Raw genomic sequence first — 20,642 nt, 5'->3', positions numbered from 1 at the left:
CGAGCCGATCAAATTCTCGACCGCGGTGATGGTGTCGAGCCCGGCACCGATCGTGTTCTGCGCGGCGGCGATGGCGAGGTTGACGCTGACCGCCGCGCCCGCCGCCGAATAAGTTGCGACGTCGACGCCGTTGCCGCCGTTGAGCACGTCGTTGCCGACACCGCCGTCGAGCGCGTCGGCGCCTTCGCCGCCGAGCAATGTGTCGTTGCCGTCGGCGCCGCGCAGGATGTCGTTGCCGAGATAGCCGTTGAGCGTGTTGGCGGACGCATTGCCGGTGAGCGTGTCGGCGAAGCCCGAGCCGGTGAGGTTCTCGATCGCAACCAACGTGTCGATCCCAGCGCCGAGCGTGTTCTGCGCGCCGGCCAATGCGAGATTGACGCTGACCGCCGCCGCGGCAGCGGCGTAGGTCGCGCCGTCGACGCCGTTGCCGCCGTTGACCACGTCGTTGCCGACCCCGCCGTCGAGCGCGTCATTGCCCTCGCCCCCGATCAGGCTGTCGTTGCCGGCGCCGCCGTAGATGATGTCGTTGCCGCCAAAGCCGTTGAGGCTGTTGGCGTCTGTATTGCCGGTCAGCGTGTCGGCGAATGCCGATCCGGTGAGATTCTCGATCGCAACCAGCGTGTCGATCCCAGCGCCGAGCGTGTTCTGCGCGCCCAGTGCGAGATTGACGCTGACCGCCGCCGCGGCAGCGGCGTAGGTCGCGCCGTCGACCCCGTTGCCGCCGTTGACCACGTCGTTGCCGACCCCGCCGTCGAGCGCGTCATTGCCCTCGCCGCCGATCAGGCTGTCGTTTCCGGCGCCGCCGTAGATGATGTCGTTGCCGCCAAAGCCGTTGAGGCTGTTGGCGTCGGTATTGCCGGTCAGCGTGTCGGCGAAGTTGGAGCCGATCGCGTTCTCGATGCCGGTCAGCGTGTCGCTGCCGGCGCCGAGCGTGTCTTGAGCGACGCCGATCACCCCAAGGTTGACGCGAACCCCGGCCGTGGCGGCGGCGTAATTCACAACGTCGATGCCGTTGCCGCCGGACAGGCCATCGTTGCCGCCGCCGCCATCGAGCGCGTCAGCGCCCTCCCCGCCGAACAAGGCATCCGCGCCGAGACCCCCCCTCAGGATGTCGTTGTTGGCCCCGCCCGACAGGAAATTATTGGCACTATTGCCGGTGATCGTGTTGGCAAGATCATTGCCATAGCATTCGATCGCGGCCGAGCCGGTCATCGTCAGATTTTCGACGTTCGCCGCGAGGTCATGAGTCACCGAGCTGACCACGCTATCGATTCCGGCGTCCGCGTCCTCGATCACGATGTCGGCGATGTCGTTGACGAAATAGGTGTCGTTGCCGGCCCCGCCTTCGAGGATGTTGCCGTCGGGAACCGTGGCCGTGTCGAGCGAGACGTGGACGGTAAACGACGAGTTATGGTTGTCCAGCGTGACCAGCGAACGGATTTGCAGGAAATAGGTGCCGCCCGCGGCAAGGGTAAAATGGAGCAGGCTGTCCGCGGGGTTCTGGCTGCCGGGATCGAACGGGCCGGGGTCGTAACCGGAATAGTCACCGTCGTCGTTGACTGCGACTTCGATGCCGTTGGAGTCATAGATCCTGACCAAGGTGTCGACCCCGAACGCGGTGCCGTCGACGTCGACGGTGAGGTTGCCGCCGCCCGCCGGGACATCGAACGAGAGGTATCGGCTGGTGTCCTGGTCGAACTCGAACGGGTCGGTCTGGACATCCACGCGGAGCGACGCGTGCGGCACCGACGTGGCCCCCGCGATATTGACGTTGCCGTTGAGCGCGAAGAAGTGGTCGATCGGGACGGCGGTCGCGAGGGCGTCGCCGGCGAGGGTGATGGTGGCCTGCGCCGTGGCCCCGGCTGTTCCGCCATCGAGCAGATCGTTGCCCGCGCCGCCGCGCAACAGGTCGTTGCCGCCGCCGCCGAACAGCGCGTCGCCCGATTCGGTGCCGATGATGACGTCGGCGAACTGGCTGCCGTGGACCCGCGCCGCCTCGACATCCAGCACGCTCACCGAGATGCCGGGGACGGACACGAAGGCCAGTGGATTGAAGGTGAAGTAGGCCGCCGTGGGCGATGCGCTATAATCGATCGCCAATTGGTCGATGCCGGCCCCGCCCTCGACGTAATCGTTCCCCTCGCCAGGGGCCAGCACGTCGTTGCCGGCACCGCCGAACAGCCAGTCGTCACCGCTTCCGCCGAACAATTCGTCGGCATCCTCGTTGCCGTACAGCCGGTCATCCCCGGCGCCGCCCTCAAGCAGGTCTTCGCCGAAGCCGCCGGTGAGCCGGTCGCCGCCGCCGTTGCCAATCAGCCGGTCGTTGCCGGCCAGCCCGATCAGCGACTCGGGCTCATCGTTGCCGGTCAGCGTATCGGCGGCCCCGCCGCCCTCCACCACCTCGAGGTCGCCGAGGAACAACTCGGTCAGGCTGCCGGATTGAACGCCGCCGAAATCATAGCCGGTGAAGGAGGTCTCAAGGTCCCCGCTGATGTTGATCGCGTTGGGCGTGATGTCGACCCGCGGGCCGTTCGCGGAGAATACGTAGAATTCGTCGTCCTTGACGCCATATTCGAGCAGGGTCAGCTGGTCGCCCGAATAGTCGAACGCGACGTAGTCGCCGGGGAATCCAGCCAGATCGTCATTGGTCGCGATGGTCTGCATGAAGGCGGTTTGCGCCGCCGTGATCGGTCCGAACGAGATCAGCCCGACGCCCCAGATCACGATCTGGGTATACACCACGTCGCCGACCGAATGGATCGCGAAGGTGTCGATGATCGTGAAGTCGTCTTGCGGCGCGGTCGGGCTATCGGGGTTGAGCTCGAGCTCTTCGCGGATGATCCACGAATTGTCCTGGTCGACAATCGCCCGCCGTGTCCTCGCCATCGCAGCGCTCCCCACCCGTTCAGGGCAACCTTACCAGTATCCAAAAAGGGCGGCCAGCGATGGATTTAGGTGGATGTCCCACTGTCGCCGCGCCAGCTCCCCGATCCGGTCGCGCGCGCCCGGGGCGGCTCAGGCGAACAGATAATCGAGTGGCTGGGACGGGCGCTCGCCCGCCGTCATCGTGCCGAACGCATCGCCGGCGGCCAAGCCGGCGCGCCACACCGCGGGTTCGGGGGGGTCGACCTTCGGTGCTTCGGCCGCCGGGGCCTGCGCGACGAAGTCGTCGGCGGTCAGCGCGGTGCCTGCGGCGACCCGCGCGAACAGCACCTGCGCGCCGGCGCCATTGCCGTCGGCGTCGTAGTAGATGCGCCCCGTCGCGCTGTCGTAGACGATGCGGTCGCCAGCGTCGTTGGCGGCGGTGCCGAGCTGGAATGCCGCCGCGCTCAGCGTCCCCGCCGCGATGCCGGTGAACACCGCGGTCGACAACAGGACGGTGTCGTCGGCCGAGGAAAAGTCGCTCAGCACGTCGACGTTGGCGGCGGCGTCGAGCGCAGTGTCGAAGCGGAAGCTGTCCTGCCCCGCGCCGCCGATCAGCGTGTCGTTGCCGCCGCCTCCGGTGAGGGTGTCGTCGCCGAGATAGCCGTTGAGGCTGTTGGCGGACGCGTTGCCGGACAACGTGTCGGCGAACGCCGAGCCGATCAGATTTTCGACCGCGGTCAGCGCGTCGCTGCCGGCGCCGATCGTATTCTGCGCCCCCGCCAGCGCCAGGTTGACCGTGACCGCCGCGCTCGCCGTCAAATAGTTGGCGACGTCGACGCCGTTGCCGCCGTTCAAGACGTCGTTGCCGAGCCCGCCGTCGAGCGCGTCGGCGCCGTCCCCGCCGAGCAATGTGTCATTGCCGTCGGCGCCGCGCAGGATGTCGTTGCCGAGATAGCCGTTGAGGCTGTTGGCGCCGCCGTTGCCGGTCAACGTGTCGGCGAAGCCCGAGCCGATCAAATTCTCGACCGCGGTCAACGCATCGCTGCCGGCGCCGATGGTGTTCTGCGCCCCCGCCAGCGCCAGGTTGACCGTCACCGCCGCGCTCGCCGCCGAATAGTTCGCGACGTCGATGCCGTTGCCGCCGTTAAGCACGTCATTCCCAAGCCCGCCGTCGAGCGCGTCGGCGCCCTCGCCGCCGAGCAATGTGTCATTGCCCGCGGCACCGCGCAGGATGTCGTTGCCGAGGTAGCCGTTGAGCGTGTTGGCGAAGGCGTTGCCGGCCAGCGTGTCGGCGAAGCCCGAGCCGATCAAATTCTCGATCGCAACCAGCGTGTCGATCCCCGCGCCGAGCGTGTTCTGCGCGCCCGCCAGTGCCAGGTCGACGCTGACCGCTGCGGTCGCCGCCGAATAGTTCGCCACGTCGAGGCCGTTGCCGCCGTTGAGGAGGTCATCGCCGCTGCCGCCGTCGAGCGCGTCGGCACCCTCCCCGCCGAACAATGTGTCATTGCCGGCGCGGCCGCTGAGCACGTTGTTCGCGGCATTGCCCGTGATTTGATTGGCGAGCTCGTTGCCGGTGGCGTAGACCGCCGCCCCGGTCAGCGTCAGATTCTCGATTTCGGCGCCGAGGGTGAAGTTGACCGAGCTCAACACGCTGTCGCTGCCCCATCCCGCGCTCTCGCTGGGACGGTCGCCGACATTGTCGACGATGTAGGTGTCGTCGCCGAGGCTGCCTTCCATCAGATCGGCCCCGAGGCCGCCGTCGATGCGGTTGTTGCCGTTGTTGCCGGTGAGCTCCTGGTCGAGGCTTCCGGTGCCGGTGAGATTCTCGACGTTGGCGAAGCCGCCGATGCTGAACACTTCGAGCGCGGTGGCGACCGTGTCGTTGCCCTCGCCGGCATTCTCCTCGACCACGTCGGCGTTGGAATCGGCGACATAATAATCGTCGCCGCCGCCGCCGCGCATGGTGTCGTCGCCGCCGCCGCCGTCGAGATAATCGTTACCGAGGTAGGCGGTCAGCGTGTCGTCGCCGCCCAGCCCGGCGAGCGAGTCGCCCTCGTTGGCGCCGAACAGCGCATTGGCGGAGTCGGTCCCGGTCACCGCGAGATCGGGAATATTGTCGAGCGTCAGGGTGATCGTGGTCGAGCCGGAGATGGTCCCGAGCGGTATCTCTTCGTTGGCGCCGACCAGCGCGCGGCCGCGCAGGTCGGGCAGAGCGAAGGTGGTCTGGCCATTGCCGCCGTAGGTGGTGCCGAGCAATGCGAACAACGCCTGGTTTTGGTTGATCGGTAGCAATTGGCCGTGGCAGGCGAGGAAGCCGCGCGGGATCTGCCCCGTGGCGGAGGCGACGATCTCGCCGAGCACCGGCACGCTGGGATCCAGCTCGGTTCCGCTGGGCGAAGGGAACACGCCGGTGATGGCGATCATGTAGTTGAGCACCAGCGACGGGCCGTGGTTGTCGAGCGGCGCAGCGGCGCCGCCCATCTCGCCCGGCAGATTGGTCCCGCCGACGATCAGCCCCTCATTGCCGAAGCCGGTGCCGAGATCGGCGCCGGTGGTCGAGCCGACGATCGTCCGCCCGCGCAGGTCGGGCACCGCGAAGGTGGTTTCGCCGTCACCGCCGTAGGTCGTCCCGATCAGCGAGAACAAGGCATCATATTCGGAGATCAGCAGCAGTTGGCCGTTGCACTCGACGGTGCCGCCGGGCGGGTTCTGGCCGGCGAACTCCCACACCATGCCGAGATCGCCGAGCAGCCCCGCGTTGTAGGTGCCGGCGACGTTGATGACAAAGCGCGCGGCGAGCGACGGGGCGCAATTATCGAACGGGTCCGAGCTGCCGCCGAGATTGGCCAGCATGTTGGGGCGGACGAGGAACAAGTCGTCACTGCCGAACATCTCGCCCTGGCCGCGGTCGGTGAGGCCGGGGCCCTGGCCGGTGCCGACCGACAGCCGGCCGTCGAAGTCGGGCAAGGCGAAATTATTCTCGCCGTCGCCGCCGTAGGTCGTGCCGAGCAGCGAGAACAGCGCCGAATTCTCCTCGGTGATCGCAAGCAGCGCGCCGTCGGTCTGGTCGGTGCCGCCGGGCGTGAAATTGAACGCGAAGTGCCGGATTGCCCCGATGCTCGACGGCGTGCCGCCGCTGGCCGACGGGAAGGCGCCGGCGATGACGATCGCTTCGGTGATCGCGAGCGACGGCTGGAGATTGTCAATCGGCGTCGGCATCTCGTCCCCCCCGGGAGTCAGCGCCGGCGCGACTCGCCGGCCCGGACCCATGCAAGCACCGGTTCGTCAATTTGTATAGTGACTTGGCCCGCCTCGCCCGGATCGGGGACGGCGGGGCTGTGCGGACCATCAGGACTGGCGGACCGCGCCACGGCGGTGAGCCGAGCGCCGGCGCTTCCGTTGCCACGCCTAGCGCGCGCCGAACCCGGTCAGCATCGTCTTGACCGTTCGAAGGACGATCAGGAGGTCGAGCCAGGGCGAAAAATATTTGATGTAATAAAAGTCGTACTGGAGCTTGCGGTGGACGTCGGCGACCTCGGCGACATGGCCCTGGTTGATCTGGGCCCAGCCCGAAATGCCGGGTTTGACGACATGCCGGTAGCGATAGAAGGGCAGCTCCCCGGTGTACCATTGAGACAGAATTTCCGCTTCCGGCCGCGGCCCGATCCAGCTCATTTCCAACTTCAACACGTTGAAGATCTGCGGCAGCTCGTCGATCCGCAGGCGCCGCAAATAGGCGCCGACGCGGGTTATGCGCTCGTCGTCCGCCTGCGTCATCGCGGCGGCGCGCTGATCGCCGCGGTCGCCCCCGCGCATGGTGCGGAACTTGTAGACCGTGATCGGGTGCCCGGCGTGGCCGACGCGGGCCTGGCGGAACAGCACCGGGCCGCCGCCTTCGATCCATATTGCGAGCGCCCCGACCGCCATCACCGGCAGCACCAGCGGCAGCACCGCCACGGCCAGCATGGTGTCGAGCAGCGTCTTGAAGTGGAAATAGCCGCGCGCCGGAACCAGCGAGCCGAAGCTGTTCTCGGACAAATGGCCGAGCTCGACCCGGCCGGTCAGCGACTCCGACAATTGCTTGACCTGGTAGACTATCCGCCCGTCCAGCGCGGCGTCGGCGAGGAACGCCTCCCACTCGTCGGGCAAGGCGGCGGAGAAGTCGGCGACAATGGCGTGGCAGCCGGCGGTGTCGGACAGCAACGGGCGCTCAAGCACCCGCCACTCGATCGTCTCGATCCGCTCGAGCGCTTCGATCGCCCCGTACGGGACAATCGCGATGCGCCGGCGGATGCGCCGCTCGCCGTATAGAAAGGCGAAATAATTCCACGCCACGTGGAGCCCAAACCCGGAGAGCAGGATGACGCGGTCGTAGGGCAGGCGCGTGAGCAGGAAAAACGCCACCGCGACGCCGTGTGCCGCAAGCGCCACCGGGAAGATCACATAGCTCGAGCGAATCCCGGGATAGGTCTCGATCGATAGCCGCGCCCACATCGCCAGGATGACCGCCGCCGCGTTGGCGATCAGGGCATTGTTGCCGGGCAGCATCCACTTGGCGAATTCGGGCGAAAGATAGGCCCGCGCAACATACGGCAGCAAGGCGCCGAACAGCAGCGCACCGGCCAGTTGAAAGCGCCGCCGGCTAATAAGCGGACGCTTGTTTCTATTCGCAAGAACTAGGTCGTACCGCACGCCATTACATTAACCCAAAGCAAATCACCCGCAAGTAAATTGAAATCTGCGGTTGAAGTAAACGGGCTTGGCGCGCGGTTACGCTGCTATTCTTGGGCGGACGGGCCGGGCCTGCCGAGCCCAAAATAGCGCAGCTTGGCTTCTTCGGCTTCCTCGCGGTCGTAGACGTTGCGCAAGTCCACCAGCACGTCGCCGCGCATCCGCTGTGCCAGGCCGACCAGGTCGAGCGCGCGGAACTCGTCCCACTCGGTGACGATGACGAGGGCGTCGGCTCCTTCGGCGACGGCGTTCGGATCGTCGGCGAACTCGGCCCCCGGCAGAAGCGGCTCGGCCTGCTCGCGCGCGGCCGGATCGAAGGCGTGGACGCTCGCCCCGCCCTCGAGCAGCGCCGTGATCAGCGGGATCGACGGCGAGTCGCGCATGTCGTCGGTGTTGGGCTTGAACGCGAGGCCGAGCACGCCGATGCGCTTGCCGGCCAGCTCGCCGCCGAGCGCCGCGGCGACCCGCCCCGCCATGCTCGCCTTGCGCGCGTCGTTGACCTCGACCGTGGTGCGCACGATGCGCTGCTCGACCCCCGCCTCGCGTGCGGTGTGGAGCAGCGCGAGCGTGTCCTTGGGAAAGCAGCTGCCGCCATAGCCGGGGCCGGGGTGCAGAAACTTCGAGCCGATGCGGTTGTCGAGGCCGATCCCGCGCGCGACCTCCTGGACGTCGGCGTCGACCGCCTCGCACAAATCGGCGATCTCGTTGATGAAGCTGATCTTGACCGCGAGGAACGCGTTGGCGGCGTATTTGGTCAGCTCGGCGGTGCGCCGCCCGGTGAACAGGATCGGCGCCTTGTTGAGGAACAACGGGCGGTAGATTTCCTTGAGGATGTGGCGGGCGCGGTCGTCGTCGGCGCCGACCACGATGCGGTCGGGGTGCTTGAAGTCGGCGATCGCCGCGCCTTCGCGCAGGAATTCGGGGTTGGAGGCAACGGTGGTGCCCGCCGGCGCGCCTTCCTCCGCCAGGATCGCCGCGATCTTGTCGCCGGTGCCGACCGGGACGGTCGACTTGGTGATCACCACCGTCGGCCGGTCGAGCACCTTGGCCAGCTCGCGCACCGCCTCGAACACGAAGGTCAGGTCGGCATGCCCGTCGCCGCGCCGCGCCGGAGTGCCGACCGCGATGAACACCGCTTCGGCGCCCGCCACGCCCTCGGCCAGGTCGGTGGTGAACTTGAGCCGGCCGCGCGCGACATTGGCCGCCACCAGCCCCTCCAGCCCGGGCTCCCAGATCGGCATCTTGCCGGCCTTGAGCGCGGCGATCTTGCCCTCGTCCTTGTCGACGCAAATGATCTGGTGGCCGAAATCGGCGAAACAGGCGCCCGACACCAGGCCGACATAGCCGGTGCCGATCATCGCGATGCGCATGCCAAAAACTCCCGACCAGGCGGCGTGCCGAAGGACAGCGCCGGGAACCGACGCGAGCCGCGCGTTTAGCCAGCAACCCTCGGCATGGCCAGCCGTTCAGTCAGGCGGTAATCAGCCCGGCGGCGAGGAGCTCAAGGTGGTTCAGACGAGTTCGACCCCGACCCTTTCGCGCCGCTCTTCGGGCAGCCCATGGCGCACGCTCGGGGTTCGCGCCGCGCTGGCCGGGGCGTTGCTGCTGACCGCCTTCGCCTTGCTGTGGTTCGACCGCGACGGCTTGCGCGACCAAATCGACGGCGAGCTGACCTTCCCCGAAGTGATCTATTTCACCATGATCACCATCACCACCGTCGGCTATGGCGACATCGTCCCGGTTAGCGAGCGCGCGCGGCTGATCGACGCCTTCCTGATCACCCCTATCCGCCTGTTCCTGTGGCTGATCTTCCTTGGCACCGCGTTCGACATGTTGTTCAAGCGCAGCTGGGAGCGCCTCAGGATGCGACGGATCCAGAAGAAACTGTGCGATCACATCGTCGTCGCCGGGTTCGGCCGGCATGGCAGCGCGGCGACCGCCGAGCTGGTCGCGGGCGGCGTCGACCCGTCGCGGCTGGTGGTAATCGACTGCAAGGAAGACGCCTGCGCCGCCGCCCGCGAGCTCGGCGCCGCGGTGCTCCAGGGCGATGCCAGCAGCGACGATCTGCTCAAAGCGGTGCACATCGAGCGCGCCGCCGCGATGATCATCTCGGCCGGGCGCGACGACACGTCGATCCTGATCGTGCTGACCGCGCGCGCGCTCGCCCCCAAGGTGCCGATCGCGGTGACCATCGGCGCGCTCGACAATGAAGACATCGCCCGCCACGCCGGCGCCGACCAGGTGATCAACCCGATCATGGTCGCCGGCCGCCTGCTCGCCCAGGCCGCCCGCCCCGGCACCGCCGCCGCCGCCTAGCCGCCGCCTAAACCAAACCGAGCGCCTCGATTTCGCCCCACATCCGCGCTATGGGGCCGGCCTTCCGATGGAAACGCTCACTCTCCCCAAGCCCCCGCGCGTCGGGCTGGTCTCGCTCGGCTGTCCCAAGGCATTGGTCGACAGCGAGCGGATCCTGACCAAATTGCGCGCCGACGGCTATGACATGTCGCCCGATTATGCCGGCGCCGACGTGGTGCTGGTCAACACCTGCGGCTTCCTCGATTCGGCCAAGGAGGAGAGCCTCGAGGCGATCGGCGAGGCGATCGCCGAAAACGGCCGGGTGGTCGTCACCGGCTGCATGGGGCGCGAGGCCGAGGTCATCCGCGCCCGCTTCCCGCAGGTGCTCGCGATCACCGGGCCGCAGCAATATGAGGCGGTGGTCGCCGCGGTCCACGAAGCGGCGCCGACAATTCCGTCGCCTTACCTCGACTTGGTGCCGCAGGCCGAACCCGGCGCCGGGCTCAAGCTGACCCCGCGCCACTACAGCTACGTCAAGATTTCCGAGGGCTGCAACCACCGCTGCGCGTTCTGCATCATCCCCGCGATCCGCGGCGACCTGGTCAGCCGCCGCCCCGACGCGATCCTGCGCGAAGCCGAGAAACTGGTCGCCGCGGGGACCAGGGAGCTGCTGGTCATCAGCCAGGACACCTCGGCCTACGGCGTCGATCTCAAATTCGCCGAATGGCCGTGGAAGGGGCAGGGCGTGCGCGCCCACATGACCGATTTGGCGCGCGAGCTGGGCTCGCTCAAGACCCCCGACGGCGCCACCCCGTGGGTCCGCCTCCACTACGTCTACCCCTACCCCCACGTCGATCATGTCATCCCACTGATGGCCGAGGGGCTGGTGCTGCCGTACCTCGACATTCCGTTCCAGCATGCGTCGCCCAAAATCCTGCGCTCGATGCGCCGCCCGGCCAACGATGCCCGCGTGCTCGAGCGCATCGCCGGCTGGCGCGAAGTGTGCCCCGAGATCGCCATCCGCTCGACCTTCGTGGTCGGCTTCCCCGGCGAGACCGAGGAGGATTTCGACTATCTGATGCGCTGGCTGGAAGACGCCCAGCTCGACCGCGTCGGCGCGTTCCGCTTCGAGCCGGTCGCCGGGGCCGCCGCCAACGCGCTGCCCGACCAGGTGCCGGAGGAACTCAAGGAGGAGCGCTACGCCCGCCTGATGGAGCTCACCGCGCGCATCTCGGCCGAGAAACTGGCAGCGAAAGTGGGCAAGACGATTGACGTGCTGATCGATACCGTCGCTGGCGAGGGCGCGACCGGCCGCAGCAAGGCCGACGCCCCCGAGATCGACGGCGAAGTCCACCTTCGCGACGCCGGCCATCTCGCCCTTGGCGACATCTTGTCAGTGCACGTCGAGGACAGCGACGAGCATGATTTGTTCGGAGTCCCGGCCTAGCCTTGCATCCCGCCGCCGGGCGCTCCTATGCCAGTGCGACCCGCAGGAGGCCGCCGACATGTCCCTCCCCCGCTGTGCCCGGATAGCGCTTGCGGCAATCGTGCTGACAGCAAGCGCATGCGCCACGGTGCCGACGCCCACCGCCGGCGACGAAGCGGCGATCCGCCAGTCGGTGCTGGCGATGACCACGGCGTTCAACACCCGCGACGATGCCGCGCTGATCGCACTGTCCGCGCCCGACGCCGATTTCGTCACCGTCGTCGGGCGCTGGACGCGAAGTCCTCACGCCTATGTCGAATCGCGCCGCACGCGCTTCTCCGGCCCGCTCAAGAACGCCTCGCTGCGGCCGCTCGAGACCCACATCCGCTTTGTCCGCCCGGACATCGCGGTGGTCCATGTCACGCATGAAATCAGCGGCATGCTCGACGAGGCGGGGCAGCTCCTGCCGCCGCACCCCGAGTTCAGCACCCGGCTTTATGTCAAACAGCGCGGACGGTGGCTGCTGAGCGCCTTCCACAACAGCGCCCGCGTCGCTCCAGTCCGCTGACCGGATCGGCCGGTCGAGACCATTCGCCGCTCAGCGCGGCTTGATCTCGCGCAGCGTGAAGCGGGTGATATGGGTCGTGTAATGGCATTCGAACGAGCGCCGCTCGGCCCCGCTTCCGGCGGTTCCCCACACCACGATCTTGTTCACCGAGCGTTGCTCGACGTCGATCACCTTGACCACGCCGTGCGGCGCCGCCCGCGCGCCACATGCCGCCTCGGCTTGCGGTTTGAGATGTTCGTTGCTGACCACCGGTCCTTGCGCGCTGCGAATTGCCATGTCAGCGGCGCTGACGGCCAGTGCGGCGACGCAGCCGCTAAGCGCCGTCGCGCCGATCGCCACCACCAACGCTGCACTGCGCTTCATCGCGACCTCGCCTTATTGAGCGCGGCGATGGTGCGGCCAAATCCGCCGCCGCGCAACCGTCTGTCGCATCGCCGGCGGCTCGGCTAAGGCCTTGGCCATGACCGACTTCGCCGCCCTCCTGATCGCCGACCGCGGGCAACAAGCGCGTACCATCCACCTCGTCGACAAGGACAGTTTCGCGGCCTGGGCCAAGGCGCGCAGCGCTGACGACCGCGCTTTGCTCGCCGCGCACCGCTTCGACGGCAAGACCGGCTACGCCAGCGTCCTGTTGCCGCGCCCCGGCGGCGCGTTCGAGGTGGTCGCCGCGGTCGCCAACACCGCCGCTTTGTCGCCGTGGTGCCTGGCCAAGCTTGGCGAGACCGTGCCCGAAGGCACCTATCGTTTGGCCAACCGCGAGCCGGGCAAGGCGGCGCTCGGCTGGCTGCTCGCGCAGCACCGGCTCGACGCCTATCGCGCCAAGAAGAAAGACCCCGAGCCCGGTTCGCGCGTGCTGGTCACGGGCAAGGCCGCCGAGATCGACCCGATGGTTCGCCTGGCCGAGGCGACCGCGCTGGTCCGCGACTTGGTCGACACTCCCGCCGGCGACCTCGGCCCGGCCGAGCTCGAGGCGGCGGTGCGCGCCCACGCCAAAAACTTCGGCGGTGAGGTCCGTGTCACCAGCGGGGCCGAGCTCGACAAGGGCTATCCGCTGATCGCGGCGGTCGGCGCAGCCGCGTCGAAGGAGCGCGCCCCGCGCCTGATCGAGGTCGAATGGGGCGACCCCAAGCACCCCCGCGTCGCGATCGTCGGCAAGGGCGTGTGCTTCGACAGCGGCGGGCTCGACCTCAAGAATTCGACCGGGATGCGGCTGATGAAAAAGGACATGGGCGGCGCCGCGCACGCGCTCGCGCTGGCCGGGCTGGTCGCCGCCGAGCGATTGGCGGTGCGGCTCCATCTGCTCATCCCGGCGGTCGAGAATGCGGTGTCTTCGGCGGCGCTGCGCCCGGGCGACATCGTCCGGTCGCGGCAAGGCCTGTTCGTCGAGATCGACAACACCGATGCCGAGGGGCGGCTGGTGCTGGCCGACGCGTTCGCCCGCGCCGGCGACGGAGCCGGCGATAAGCAGGGGCCCGCGCTGATGATCGATTTCGCGACGCTGACCGGTGCCGCGCGGGTCGCGCTCGGCCCCGACCTGCCCGCGCTGTTCGCCAATGACGACGCGCTGCTCGGCGAGCTCGAGGCGGCCGCCAGGGAAGTCGAGGACCCGCTGTGGCGGATGCCGCTGTGGGACGGCTATGACGAAATGCTCAAGAGCGACGTCGCCGATCTCGCCAACGCCGCCAGCTCGCCGTTCGCCGGGTGCATCACCGCCGCTCTGTTCCTCAAGCGGTTCGTTCCGGCGGGCACCGCCTGGGCCCATCTCGATACCTTCGCGTGGCGCCCCAATCCCAAGCCGGGACGGCCCAAGGGCGGCGACGCGCTCGGCCTGCGCGCGGTGTTCGCTCTGCTCCAGCAGCGCTATCCGCGGAGGTAGCGCCGCGTGACCACCCCCTGACTGCCGCGATATTGGTGCAATTCACGGCCTTTTCTGCGGTTTTCCTGCGTCGGCTCTGCAACATTTCGGGCCGTGACCTGTTTATTGGTTACGCGACGAGACGGAGTGAGTTCACCGATGGGCGAAGAATCTCTGTCTGGCTGGATGCGAGCTTTGATCGCCTACGTCCGCTCGGGCGAGCCCGATCTCACCAACCGCCAGATGGCCTTGCTGATGATGGTATACCTGACCCCAGGTCCCCATACCGTGCGCGGCCTGGCCCGCGGGCTGGGTGTGTCGAAGCCGGTCGTCACCCGCGCCTTGAATACGCTTGGCGCACTCGGCTATCTGCGCCGCGAGCGCGATCAGGACGACCGCCGCAACGTGTTCGTCGTGCGCACCTCCAACGGGGCAGAATTTCTTTAAGGCTTCAAGCGCAACCTCCGCGAAAGCGACCGCGTCGCCGCCGCCAGCCGGCCGATCATCGGCCAGGCGGCGTTCGCCCGCTGAGGGCTTTGCGCTGTCCGGTCCGTCGGACCCGCCCGACCCTGCCTATCACGCCTACCGCCGCGACCTCGCCGATTGCGCGCTCGCCGGCCGCGTCATCGCTTCGCACTACGCCGAGCCGCTGATGCGCACGCTGGCCAAGCCCGCGACCCTGCGCGACGGCGCGGCCAAGGACGCCGCGGCGATCATCGACCTCCCCGCCGGCACTGCCTTTGCGATGCTCGACAGCAGCCGCGGCTGGGCGTGGGGCTACGCCGGCAAGGACCGCCGCGTCGGCTATGTCCCCAGCTACGCAGTAAGCGCCGGCTAAGCCGTCACATCTCCCCGCGCGCCTTGCGCAGCGCATACCATTTTTTGACGTTGGCCTGGTGCTCGGTGAAGGTTTCCGCAAACACATGCCCGCCGGTGCCGTCGGCGACGAAATAGATCGCCCTGGTCGGCGCCGGGTCGAGCACCGCGGCGATGCTCTCGCGGCCCGGATTGGCGATCGGGCCGGCCGGCAGGCCGAGGCTGCGGTAGGTGTTGTAGCCGGTCACCGCCATCAGCTCCGAGCGCCTGATCCGCCGCCCGAGCGGTTTCCCTTTGGTGATCGGGTAGATCACCGTCGGGTCGGCATCGAGCTTCATGCCGATCCTGAGGCGGTTGCAATAAACCCCCGCGACCGTGCGCCGCTCGGCCGGCTTGCCGGTTTCCTTTTCGACGATCGAGGCGAGGATTACAGCCTCCTGCTTCGACGCGATCGGGCAGGTCGGCTTGCGCTTGGCCCACAGGCCGTCGAGCGTCCTGGTCATCGCCGCCTGCATCCGCCCGATCACCGCCGCGCGGGGCTCGCCACGCTCGTAGCCGTAGCTGTCGGGCAGCACGCTGCCTTCGGGCGGCAGCGGCGCCGCGCCGGTCAGGTATGCCACCGCGGCGACCTTCTCCTGGACCAGGATCGACGGCATGCCCTCGGGCACGGTGATCAGGCGCTGCACGGGGCGGCCGTGCTGGAGCAGGTCGAGGATCGCCGCATTACTCGCCCGCGCCGGAATCTCGAATTCGCCGGCCTGGATCGGGTCGCCGCCGCCCAGCAGGCGCGCGAAATAGTAAAAGGTCGTGCCGGTGCCGGTCACCGCGCCCGAGTAGGCCAGCACTTCGGCGGCGTGGCCGAGGCTCGAGCCTTCGTCGATGGTCACGCTGGCCGGCTTGGCGAGCGGTCCCGGTCCCCAATACAGCCAGCCGAGCAACCCGCCGGCGACTAGCCCGAGCAGCGCCGCGATCAGGATCAGGCGGCGCAGCACCGGCCTAATCGACCGCCTTCAAGATCAGGCTGGCGTTGGTGCCGCCGAAGCCGAAGCTGTTGTTGAGCGCCGCCTTGACCTCGCGCTTGCGGGCGGTGTGCGGCACCAGGTCAACGCCCTCGGTGCCCTCGTCGGGATCGTCGAGGTTGAGCGTTGGCGGGACGATCTGGTCGCGGATCGCCAGTACGCAGAAGATCGCCTCAACTGCGCCGGCGCCGCCGAGCAAATGGCCGATCGCCGATTTGGTGCTGCTCATCGACGCTCCGCCGAGATCATGCCCGAGCACGCGCTTGACCGCGGCGAGCTCGATTGTGTCGGCCATGGTCGAAGTGCCGTGGGCATTGACGTAGTCGATGTCACCCGGGCTCATGCCGGCCTTCTTGAGGGCCATGCGCATCGCAAGCTCGGCGCCCCTGCCCTCGGGGTGCGGCGCGGTCACATGATAGGCGTCACCCGAGAGGCCGTAGCCGACCACCTCGGCATAGATTTTGGCGCCGCGCGCCTTGGCATGCTCATATTCCTCGAGCACCAGGACGCCCGCGCCCTCGCCCATGACAAAGCCGGCGCGGTTCTTGTCGTACGGGCGACTGGCCTTGGTCGGCTCGTGGTTGGACGTCATGTTGAGCGCCTTGGCTTGGGCAAAGCCGGCGACCCCCAACGGATTGACCGTGCTTTCCGCGCCCCCGGCGAGCATGATGTCGGCGTCGTCGTCCTTGATCATCCGGGCGGCATCACCGATCGAATGCGCGCCGGTAGAGCAAGCGGTGACGACCGAGTGGTTGGGACCCATCAGCCCATATTTGATCGACACCTGGCCGCTGGTCAGGTTGATCAGCCGGCCATGGACGAAGTGCGGGCTGACCCGTCCGGGGCCGCGCTCGGCAAGCACCAGGGATTCGCTTTCGATTCCGGGCAGGCCGCCGATGCCCGAGCCGATCGACACGCCAGTGCGTTCCTTCAGATCGTCGTCCATCTCGGTCAGGCCGGCGTCCTCGAGCGCCTGGCCCGCAGCGTCGATCGCGTAGACGATGAACGGATCGACCTGGCGTTGCACCTTGTGGTCGACGCGCTTGTCGGGATCGAAGCCCCATTCGTGGTCCTTGGGCTTTACCTCGCCCGCAATCTTGGCCTTGTGGTCGCTGGTATCGAAACGCGTGATCGGCCCGATTCCGCTCTTGCCGGCGATCAGATTGCTCCAAACCGTCTCGACATCGCTCCCGAGCGGCGTGACGAGGCCCAGACCGGTGACGACTACTCGGCGCATCGCAAATGCCTCCAAACGGCAAGACAGGCTCAAACCCTTAGGGGCTGAGCCTGTCGAAGCCCTGTACTGTTACCTCAAACGCCCCGCCAAGAAAAAGGGCAGCCCTTCGACAGGCTCAGGGCAAAAGGAGCAGGGCGACTAGCCCTTATTCTGGTCGATGAACTCGATCGCGTCCTTGACGGTCGTGATCTTTTCCGCGGCGTCGTCGGGGATCTCGACCCCGAACTCTTCCTCGAACGCCATGACCAGCTCGACGATGTCGAGGCTGTCGGCACCGAGGTCATCGATGAAGCTGGCTTCCTCGGTGACCTTGTCCGGCTCGACGCCGAGATGTTCGACGACGATCTTTTTCACCCGATCGGCAGTCTCGCTCATGGGGGCTTTCCTCCGTTTAATTTTGCGATGCCCTAGCCGCGCGTCGGGCCATCGGCAAGTGGCCGCGCTTGCCCCGGCCGCGCGACCCGTTACCTCTCGCCCGATGGCTGACGTCCGTCCTCTTACCCCAAGCGAAGTCGCGCTCGCCCGCAGCGTGTTCGGGGACGCTATCGATTATGCCCCGGTGCGACTGATCAAGCGCAAATGGTTTCCGTTCCAGCCCCGCACCACGGTCATGGCGCCGACCGGCCACCTCCACTTCCACCCCCACGGGGACCTGTGGTCGGACGATTTCGCCGCCGAGCCGCTCCTTCGCCAAGGGCTGTTCGTCCATGAGATGACCCACGTCTGGCAGTCTCAGACGCGCGGCCGCTTGTATCTCCCGCTCATGCGCCACCCTTTCTGCCGCTACGGCTACACGCTTGCCGATGGCCGCGCGTTCGACCGCTACGGCCTCGAGCAACAGGCCGAAATCGTCCGCCATGCCTTCCTTGCCCAACGCGGCGCCAACCCCCCGCTCCGGCCACCACCATCGCTGCTGCCGTTCGCGCCCTTCCAAACGTAAAGCGTTGCAGACGTGCAACGATGATTGCCTAATTGTCGCAAACGCCGCGCGCGCCTTTTAATAGCCAATCGAAACCGGCATAGTTTTGACAGTTTCGCGACTTCCTTGGGGGAAATCACAATGCGCGCTTCAATTCTGCTCGTTGGCACCGCCGCGTTCGCTTTGGCCACTCCGGCCCTCGCCCAGTCCACGCAGGAGGATGTCGCCCAGGCGGCGAACACCGGCGAAGAGGTCGATAGCGACCTGATCATCGTCACCGCGACCAAACGCGCCTCGACCGTCCAGGACGTGCCGTTCTCGATCAATGCCCAGACCGAAGAGTCGATCCAGCGCGCCAACGCCCAGACCCTTGAGGACTTGAGCCGCAACGTCGCCGGCCTCGCGGTGCAGAACCTCGGGCCGGGCCAGAGCCAGGTGTCGGTGCGCGGCGTGTCGGCGGGTCAGATCGTCCGCGACCAGCCGGGCGTCAAGGAGCAGGTCGGCGTCTACCTCGACGAAAGCGTCGTCTCGCTGTCGCTGTTCACCCCCGATTTCGACTTGTTCGACTTGAACCGCGTCGAGACGCTGCGCGGCCCGCAGGGCACGCTGTTCGGTTCCGGCTCGGTCGGCGGCACCATCCGCTACATCACCAACCAGCCCAAGCTGGAAGTGATCGAAGGCCTGCTCGAGGGCAACGTCAACCGTATGGCCGGGGGCGATACGGGTTATCACGCCAAGGGCGCGGTCAACCTGCCGATCGGCGAGAAAATCGCGGTCCGCGCCGTCGCCTACGGCACCCATTACGCCGGATTTGTCGACGCGATCGGCCCGGCCGGCGGCGAGAACGTCAATGATGGCCAGCGCGTCGGCGGCCGCGTGTCGGTGCTGTTCCAGCCGCACCCCGACCTCAAGATCACTCCGCGCGTTGTCTACCAGAAGGTCATCGCCGATGGCTTTAACCGCGAGGAAATCTTCAACCTCTACGCCAACGACTTCACCGCGCCAGGCGCACTCGGCCGGCGCACGCAATATCTCAAGCTGCGCGAGAAGTTCCGCGACAAGACCCTGCTCGCCGACCTGACCGCGAGCATGGACTTCGGCGGCTTCGAAGTGACCTCGGTAACGAGCTACATCGACCGTGACATCCTGGTCAGCCGCGACGCCTCGGCGCTGACCGGCTCGGTGTCGATCGACCTGGCGTTCGCGCCGGCAGCCGTGTTGCTGCCGTCGAACTTGCGCGACACCACCGACCTCAAGCAATGGACCCAGGAGCTGCGCGTTGGATCGACCGGCTCGGGCCCGTTCCAGTGGGTGCTCGGGGGCTTCTATTCGGACGTCGAGCGGGTCTATGCCCAGCGCCTACCGACCCCGGGCTACGATGAATTCACCGACCTGCGCTTTGGTGCCGGGACCGCGGTGGCGGTGGCCAACGGCTTCCCGCTCGACTCGCCGTACAATGCCGATCTCCCGTACGACATCAAGCAGACGGCGATTTTCGGCGAAGCGAGCTACGACTTCGGGCAGTTCAAGCTGACCGGCGGCGGCCGCTACTACGACTTCAAGGAAACCCGCGACTTCATCTCGGGCGGCCTGTTTTCCAACGGCGACACGCTGATCGGCGACAAGACCAAGTCGAACGGCTTCTCACCGCGCCTGATCGGCACGTGGGAGCCTAACCGCAATCTGAGCGTCAACGTCCAGGCCGCCAAGGGCTTCCGCCTGGGCGGCGTCAACGACCCGCTCAACCTGCCGCTGTGCAGCGACGAGGACGAGGCCATCTTCGGCCCGTTCGCGGGCGCGTTCGATGACGAAACGCTGTGGAACTACGAAGCGGGCGTCAAATATCAAAAGGGCCCATTCACCGTCAACGCGGCCGCCTTCCACACCCGCATCAAGGACCTCCAGGTCACGCTCGATGCCGGCAGCTGCTCGTCGCGCATCGTGTTCAACGTGCCCAAGGCGCACACCACGGGTATCGAGCTCGAGCTTGGCGCGCGCCCGCTTCCGGGGCTCGACCTGTCGTTTGCCGGCAGCCTGCTCAAGGCCGAGTTCGACTCGACCCTGCCGGGCGCGTTGGCGACGTCGACCGGTATCCGCGACGGCAACCGCCTGCCGTCAGTGCCGAAGTTCCAGATGGCGGCGACGGCGACCTACGGACAGCGCCTCAATGACCGCGCCGAATGGTACGTGTCGACCAGCTTCCAGCATATCGGCAACCGTTACACCCAGCCGGCCGACCAGGAGAACAACCCGCGCACCTTCGAACATAATCTGGCGTTCGGCGGGCTCGACGGCACCGAGGCAACTACCGTCAACCTCAAGCTGCCGAGCTACAATCTGATGACACTATCGGCCGGCCTCAAGTGGGACAGCGGGCTCGAACTGGTGGCCTATGCCAACAATCTGTTCGACGCCAATCCCAAGCTGTCGTTCGACCGCGAGCGCGGCGGGCGCGCCCGCCTCGGCTACAATATCGGCCAGCCGCGCACGATCGGCCTGACCATCCGCCAGGCGTTCCGGGTCGAACCGGCAGCCCCGGTGGAACCGGTAGTCGACCTGCCGCCGCCGCCGCCGCCGGCCCCGGCGTCGCAGACCTGCCCCGACGGCTCGGTGATCCTGGCCACGGAAGTGTGCCCGGCGCCCGCCGCGCCGCCGCCGCCGCCGGCCTCGGGCCAGCGCGGTTGACGCGATGACCAAAGCCAGCGGCACGCCACCCGATGCTCCGCTGCCTGGACTGACACGCCGCTCGCTCCTCTCCGCTTCGGCGATTGGAGCGGGCGGCGTAGCATTGTCGCCCGCCATCCTCAAAGCGGCGCCGATGGGATCCAAGGATCATGTCGCGGTGATCGGCGCGGGCGTGTTCGGCGCATGGTGCGCGCACCATCTGAATTCCGCCGGCCACAAGGTGACT

The 20,642-nt window shown here is 67.5% G+C and carries 17 protein-coding genes; 9 read left to right on the top strand and 8 right to left on the bottom strand.

All coding sequences use genetic code 11. From position 1 onward, the window contains the following. From RMP08_RS06205 to RMP08_RS06190, 4 genes are all read right to left on the bottom strand, one after another. Positions 1-2,886: calcium-binding protein (locus RMP08_RS06205; RefSeq protein ID WP_310468125.1), on the bottom strand; the 2,886-nt coding region annotated here is incomplete at its 3' end. Positions 2,887-3,015: 129 nt separating this feature from the next. Beyond that, positions 3,016-6,084, bottom strand: coding sequence for a tail fiber protein (locus tag RMP08_RS06200; protein ID WP_310468124.1), 3,069 nt, complete (start codon positions 6,082-6,084; stop codon positions 3,016-3,018). Between the two features lie 189 nt (positions 6,085-6,273). Further along, positions 6,274-7,464 carry a sugar transferase gene (locus tag RMP08_RS06195; RefSeq protein WP_310468123.1) on the bottom strand — a complete coding sequence of 397 codons (1,191 nt, stop codon included), beginning with the start codon at positions 7,462-7,464 and terminating at the stop codon, positions 6,274-6,276. A 179-nt stretch (positions 7,465-7,643) separates the two neighbouring features. Further along, on the bottom strand, positions 7,644-8,966 hold the full coding sequence (locus RMP08_RS06190) for a UDP-glucose/GDP-mannose dehydrogenase family protein (protein WP_310468122.1): 1,323 nt from the start codon (positions 8,964-8,966) through the stop codon (positions 7,644-7,646). Between the two features lie 136 nt (positions 8,967-9,102). Here RMP08_RS06190 and RMP08_RS06185 point away from each other — a divergent pair, with 136 nt between their 5' ends. The 3 genes from RMP08_RS06185 (at position 9,103) to RMP08_RS06175 (ending at position 11,885) form a co-directional block, all read left to right on the top strand. Continuing rightward, a complete protein-coding gene (locus RMP08_RS06185) occupies positions 9,103-9,912 on the top strand; it encodes a potassium channel family protein (protein ID WP_310468121.1) in 810 nt (269 codons plus the stop codon). A 67-nt stretch (positions 9,913-9,979) separates the two neighbouring features. Continuing rightward, complete coding sequence (gene rimO, locus RMP08_RS06180; protein ID WP_310468120.1) at positions 9,980-11,338, top strand: 30S ribosomal protein S12 methylthiotransferase RimO; 1,359 nt, start codon at positions 9,980-9,982, stop codon at positions 11,336-11,338. 127 nt (positions 11,339-11,465) lie between these two features. Continuing rightward, positions 11,466-11,885 (top strand): SgcJ/EcaC family oxidoreductase, encoded by a 420-nt coding sequence (locus RMP08_RS06175; protein ID WP_310468119.1) that lies wholly within the window; start codon positions 11,466-11,468, stop codon positions 11,883-11,885. Between the two features lie 30 nt (positions 11,886-11,915). On the opposite strand, the gene RMP08_RS06170 is transcribed toward RMP08_RS06175, so the two are convergent. Next, positions 11,916-12,248 (bottom strand): hypothetical protein, encoded by a 333-nt coding sequence (locus RMP08_RS06170; RefSeq protein ID WP_310468118.1) that lies wholly within the window; start codon positions 12,246-12,248, stop codon positions 11,916-11,918. A 97-nt stretch (positions 12,249-12,345) separates the two neighbouring features. Here RMP08_RS06170 and RMP08_RS06165 point away from each other — a divergent pair, with 97 nt between their 5' ends. The 3 genes from RMP08_RS06165 (at position 12,346) to RMP08_RS06155 (ending at position 14,578) form a co-directional block, all read left to right on the top strand. Beyond that, the gene (locus RMP08_RS06165) at positions 12,346-13,761 is read left to right on the top strand and encodes a leucyl aminopeptidase family protein (RefSeq protein WP_310468117.1); all 1,416 of its coding nucleotides are present in this window, start codon (positions 12,346-12,348) and stop codon (positions 13,759-13,761) included. A gap of 138 nt (positions 13,762-13,899) precedes the next feature. Further along, on the top strand, positions 13,900-14,187 hold the full coding sequence (locus tag RMP08_RS06160) for a MarR family winged helix-turn-helix transcriptional regulator (RefSeq protein WP_310468116.1): 288 nt from the start codon (positions 13,900-13,902) through the stop codon (positions 14,185-14,187). Positions 14,188-14,392: 205 nt separating this feature from the next. Next, on the top strand, positions 14,393-14,578 hold the full coding sequence (locus tag RMP08_RS06155; protein ID WP_310468115.1) for a hypothetical protein: 186 nt from the start codon (positions 14,393-14,395) through the stop codon (positions 14,576-14,578). Positions 14,579-14,582: 4 nt separating this feature from the next. Here the strand turns inward: RMP08_RS06155 and mltG are convergent, their stop codons facing one another. From mltG to RMP08_RS06140, 3 genes are all read right to left on the bottom strand, one after another. Continuing rightward, on the bottom strand, positions 14,583-15,548 hold the full coding sequence (gene mltG / locus RMP08_RS06150; RefSeq protein ID WP_310468114.1) for an endolytic transglycosylase MltG: 966 nt from the start codon (positions 15,546-15,548) through the stop codon (positions 14,583-14,585). A 4-nt stretch (positions 15,549-15,552) separates the two neighbouring features. Next, complete coding sequence (gene fabF / locus RMP08_RS06145) at positions 15,553-16,812, bottom strand: beta-ketoacyl-ACP synthase II (RefSeq protein WP_310468113.1); 1,260 nt, start codon at positions 16,810-16,812, stop codon at positions 15,553-15,555. 138 nt (positions 16,813-16,950) lie between these two features. Next, positions 16,951-17,187: an acyl carrier protein gene (locus RMP08_RS06140; protein WP_310468112.1), complete on the bottom strand. Its 237-nt coding sequence runs from the start codon at positions 17,185-17,187 to the stop codon at positions 16,951-16,953. A 103-nt stretch (positions 17,188-17,290) separates the two neighbouring features. Between RMP08_RS06140 and RMP08_RS06135 the strand changes: the two genes are divergently transcribed. The 3 genes from RMP08_RS06135 to RMP08_RS06125 form a co-directional block, all read left to right on the top strand. Beyond that, positions 17,291-17,752 (top strand): vgr related protein, encoded by a 462-nt coding sequence (locus RMP08_RS06135; protein WP_310468111.1) that lies wholly within the window; start codon positions 17,291-17,293, stop codon positions 17,750-17,752. Positions 17,753-17,872: 120 nt separating this feature from the next. Next, positions 17,873-20,416 carry a TonB-dependent receptor gene (locus RMP08_RS06130; protein ID WP_310468110.1) on the top strand — a complete coding sequence of 848 codons (2,544 nt, stop codon included), beginning with the start codon at positions 17,873-17,875 and terminating at the stop codon, positions 20,414-20,416. Between the two features lie 4 nt (positions 20,417-20,420). Then, a partial coding sequence (locus tag RMP08_RS06125; protein ID WP_310468109.1) for a twin-arginine translocation signal domain-containing protein occupies positions 20,421-20,642 on the top strand: 222 nt, incomplete at its 3' end.

The sequence above is a fragment of the Sphingomonas sp. genome, from assembly GCF_031426035.1.
Taxonomy (GTDB): Bacteria; Pseudomonadota; Alphaproteobacteria; order Sphingomonadales; family Sphingomonadaceae; genus Sphingomicrobium.
This window is presented reverse-complemented; position numbering and strand designations above follow the sequence as displayed.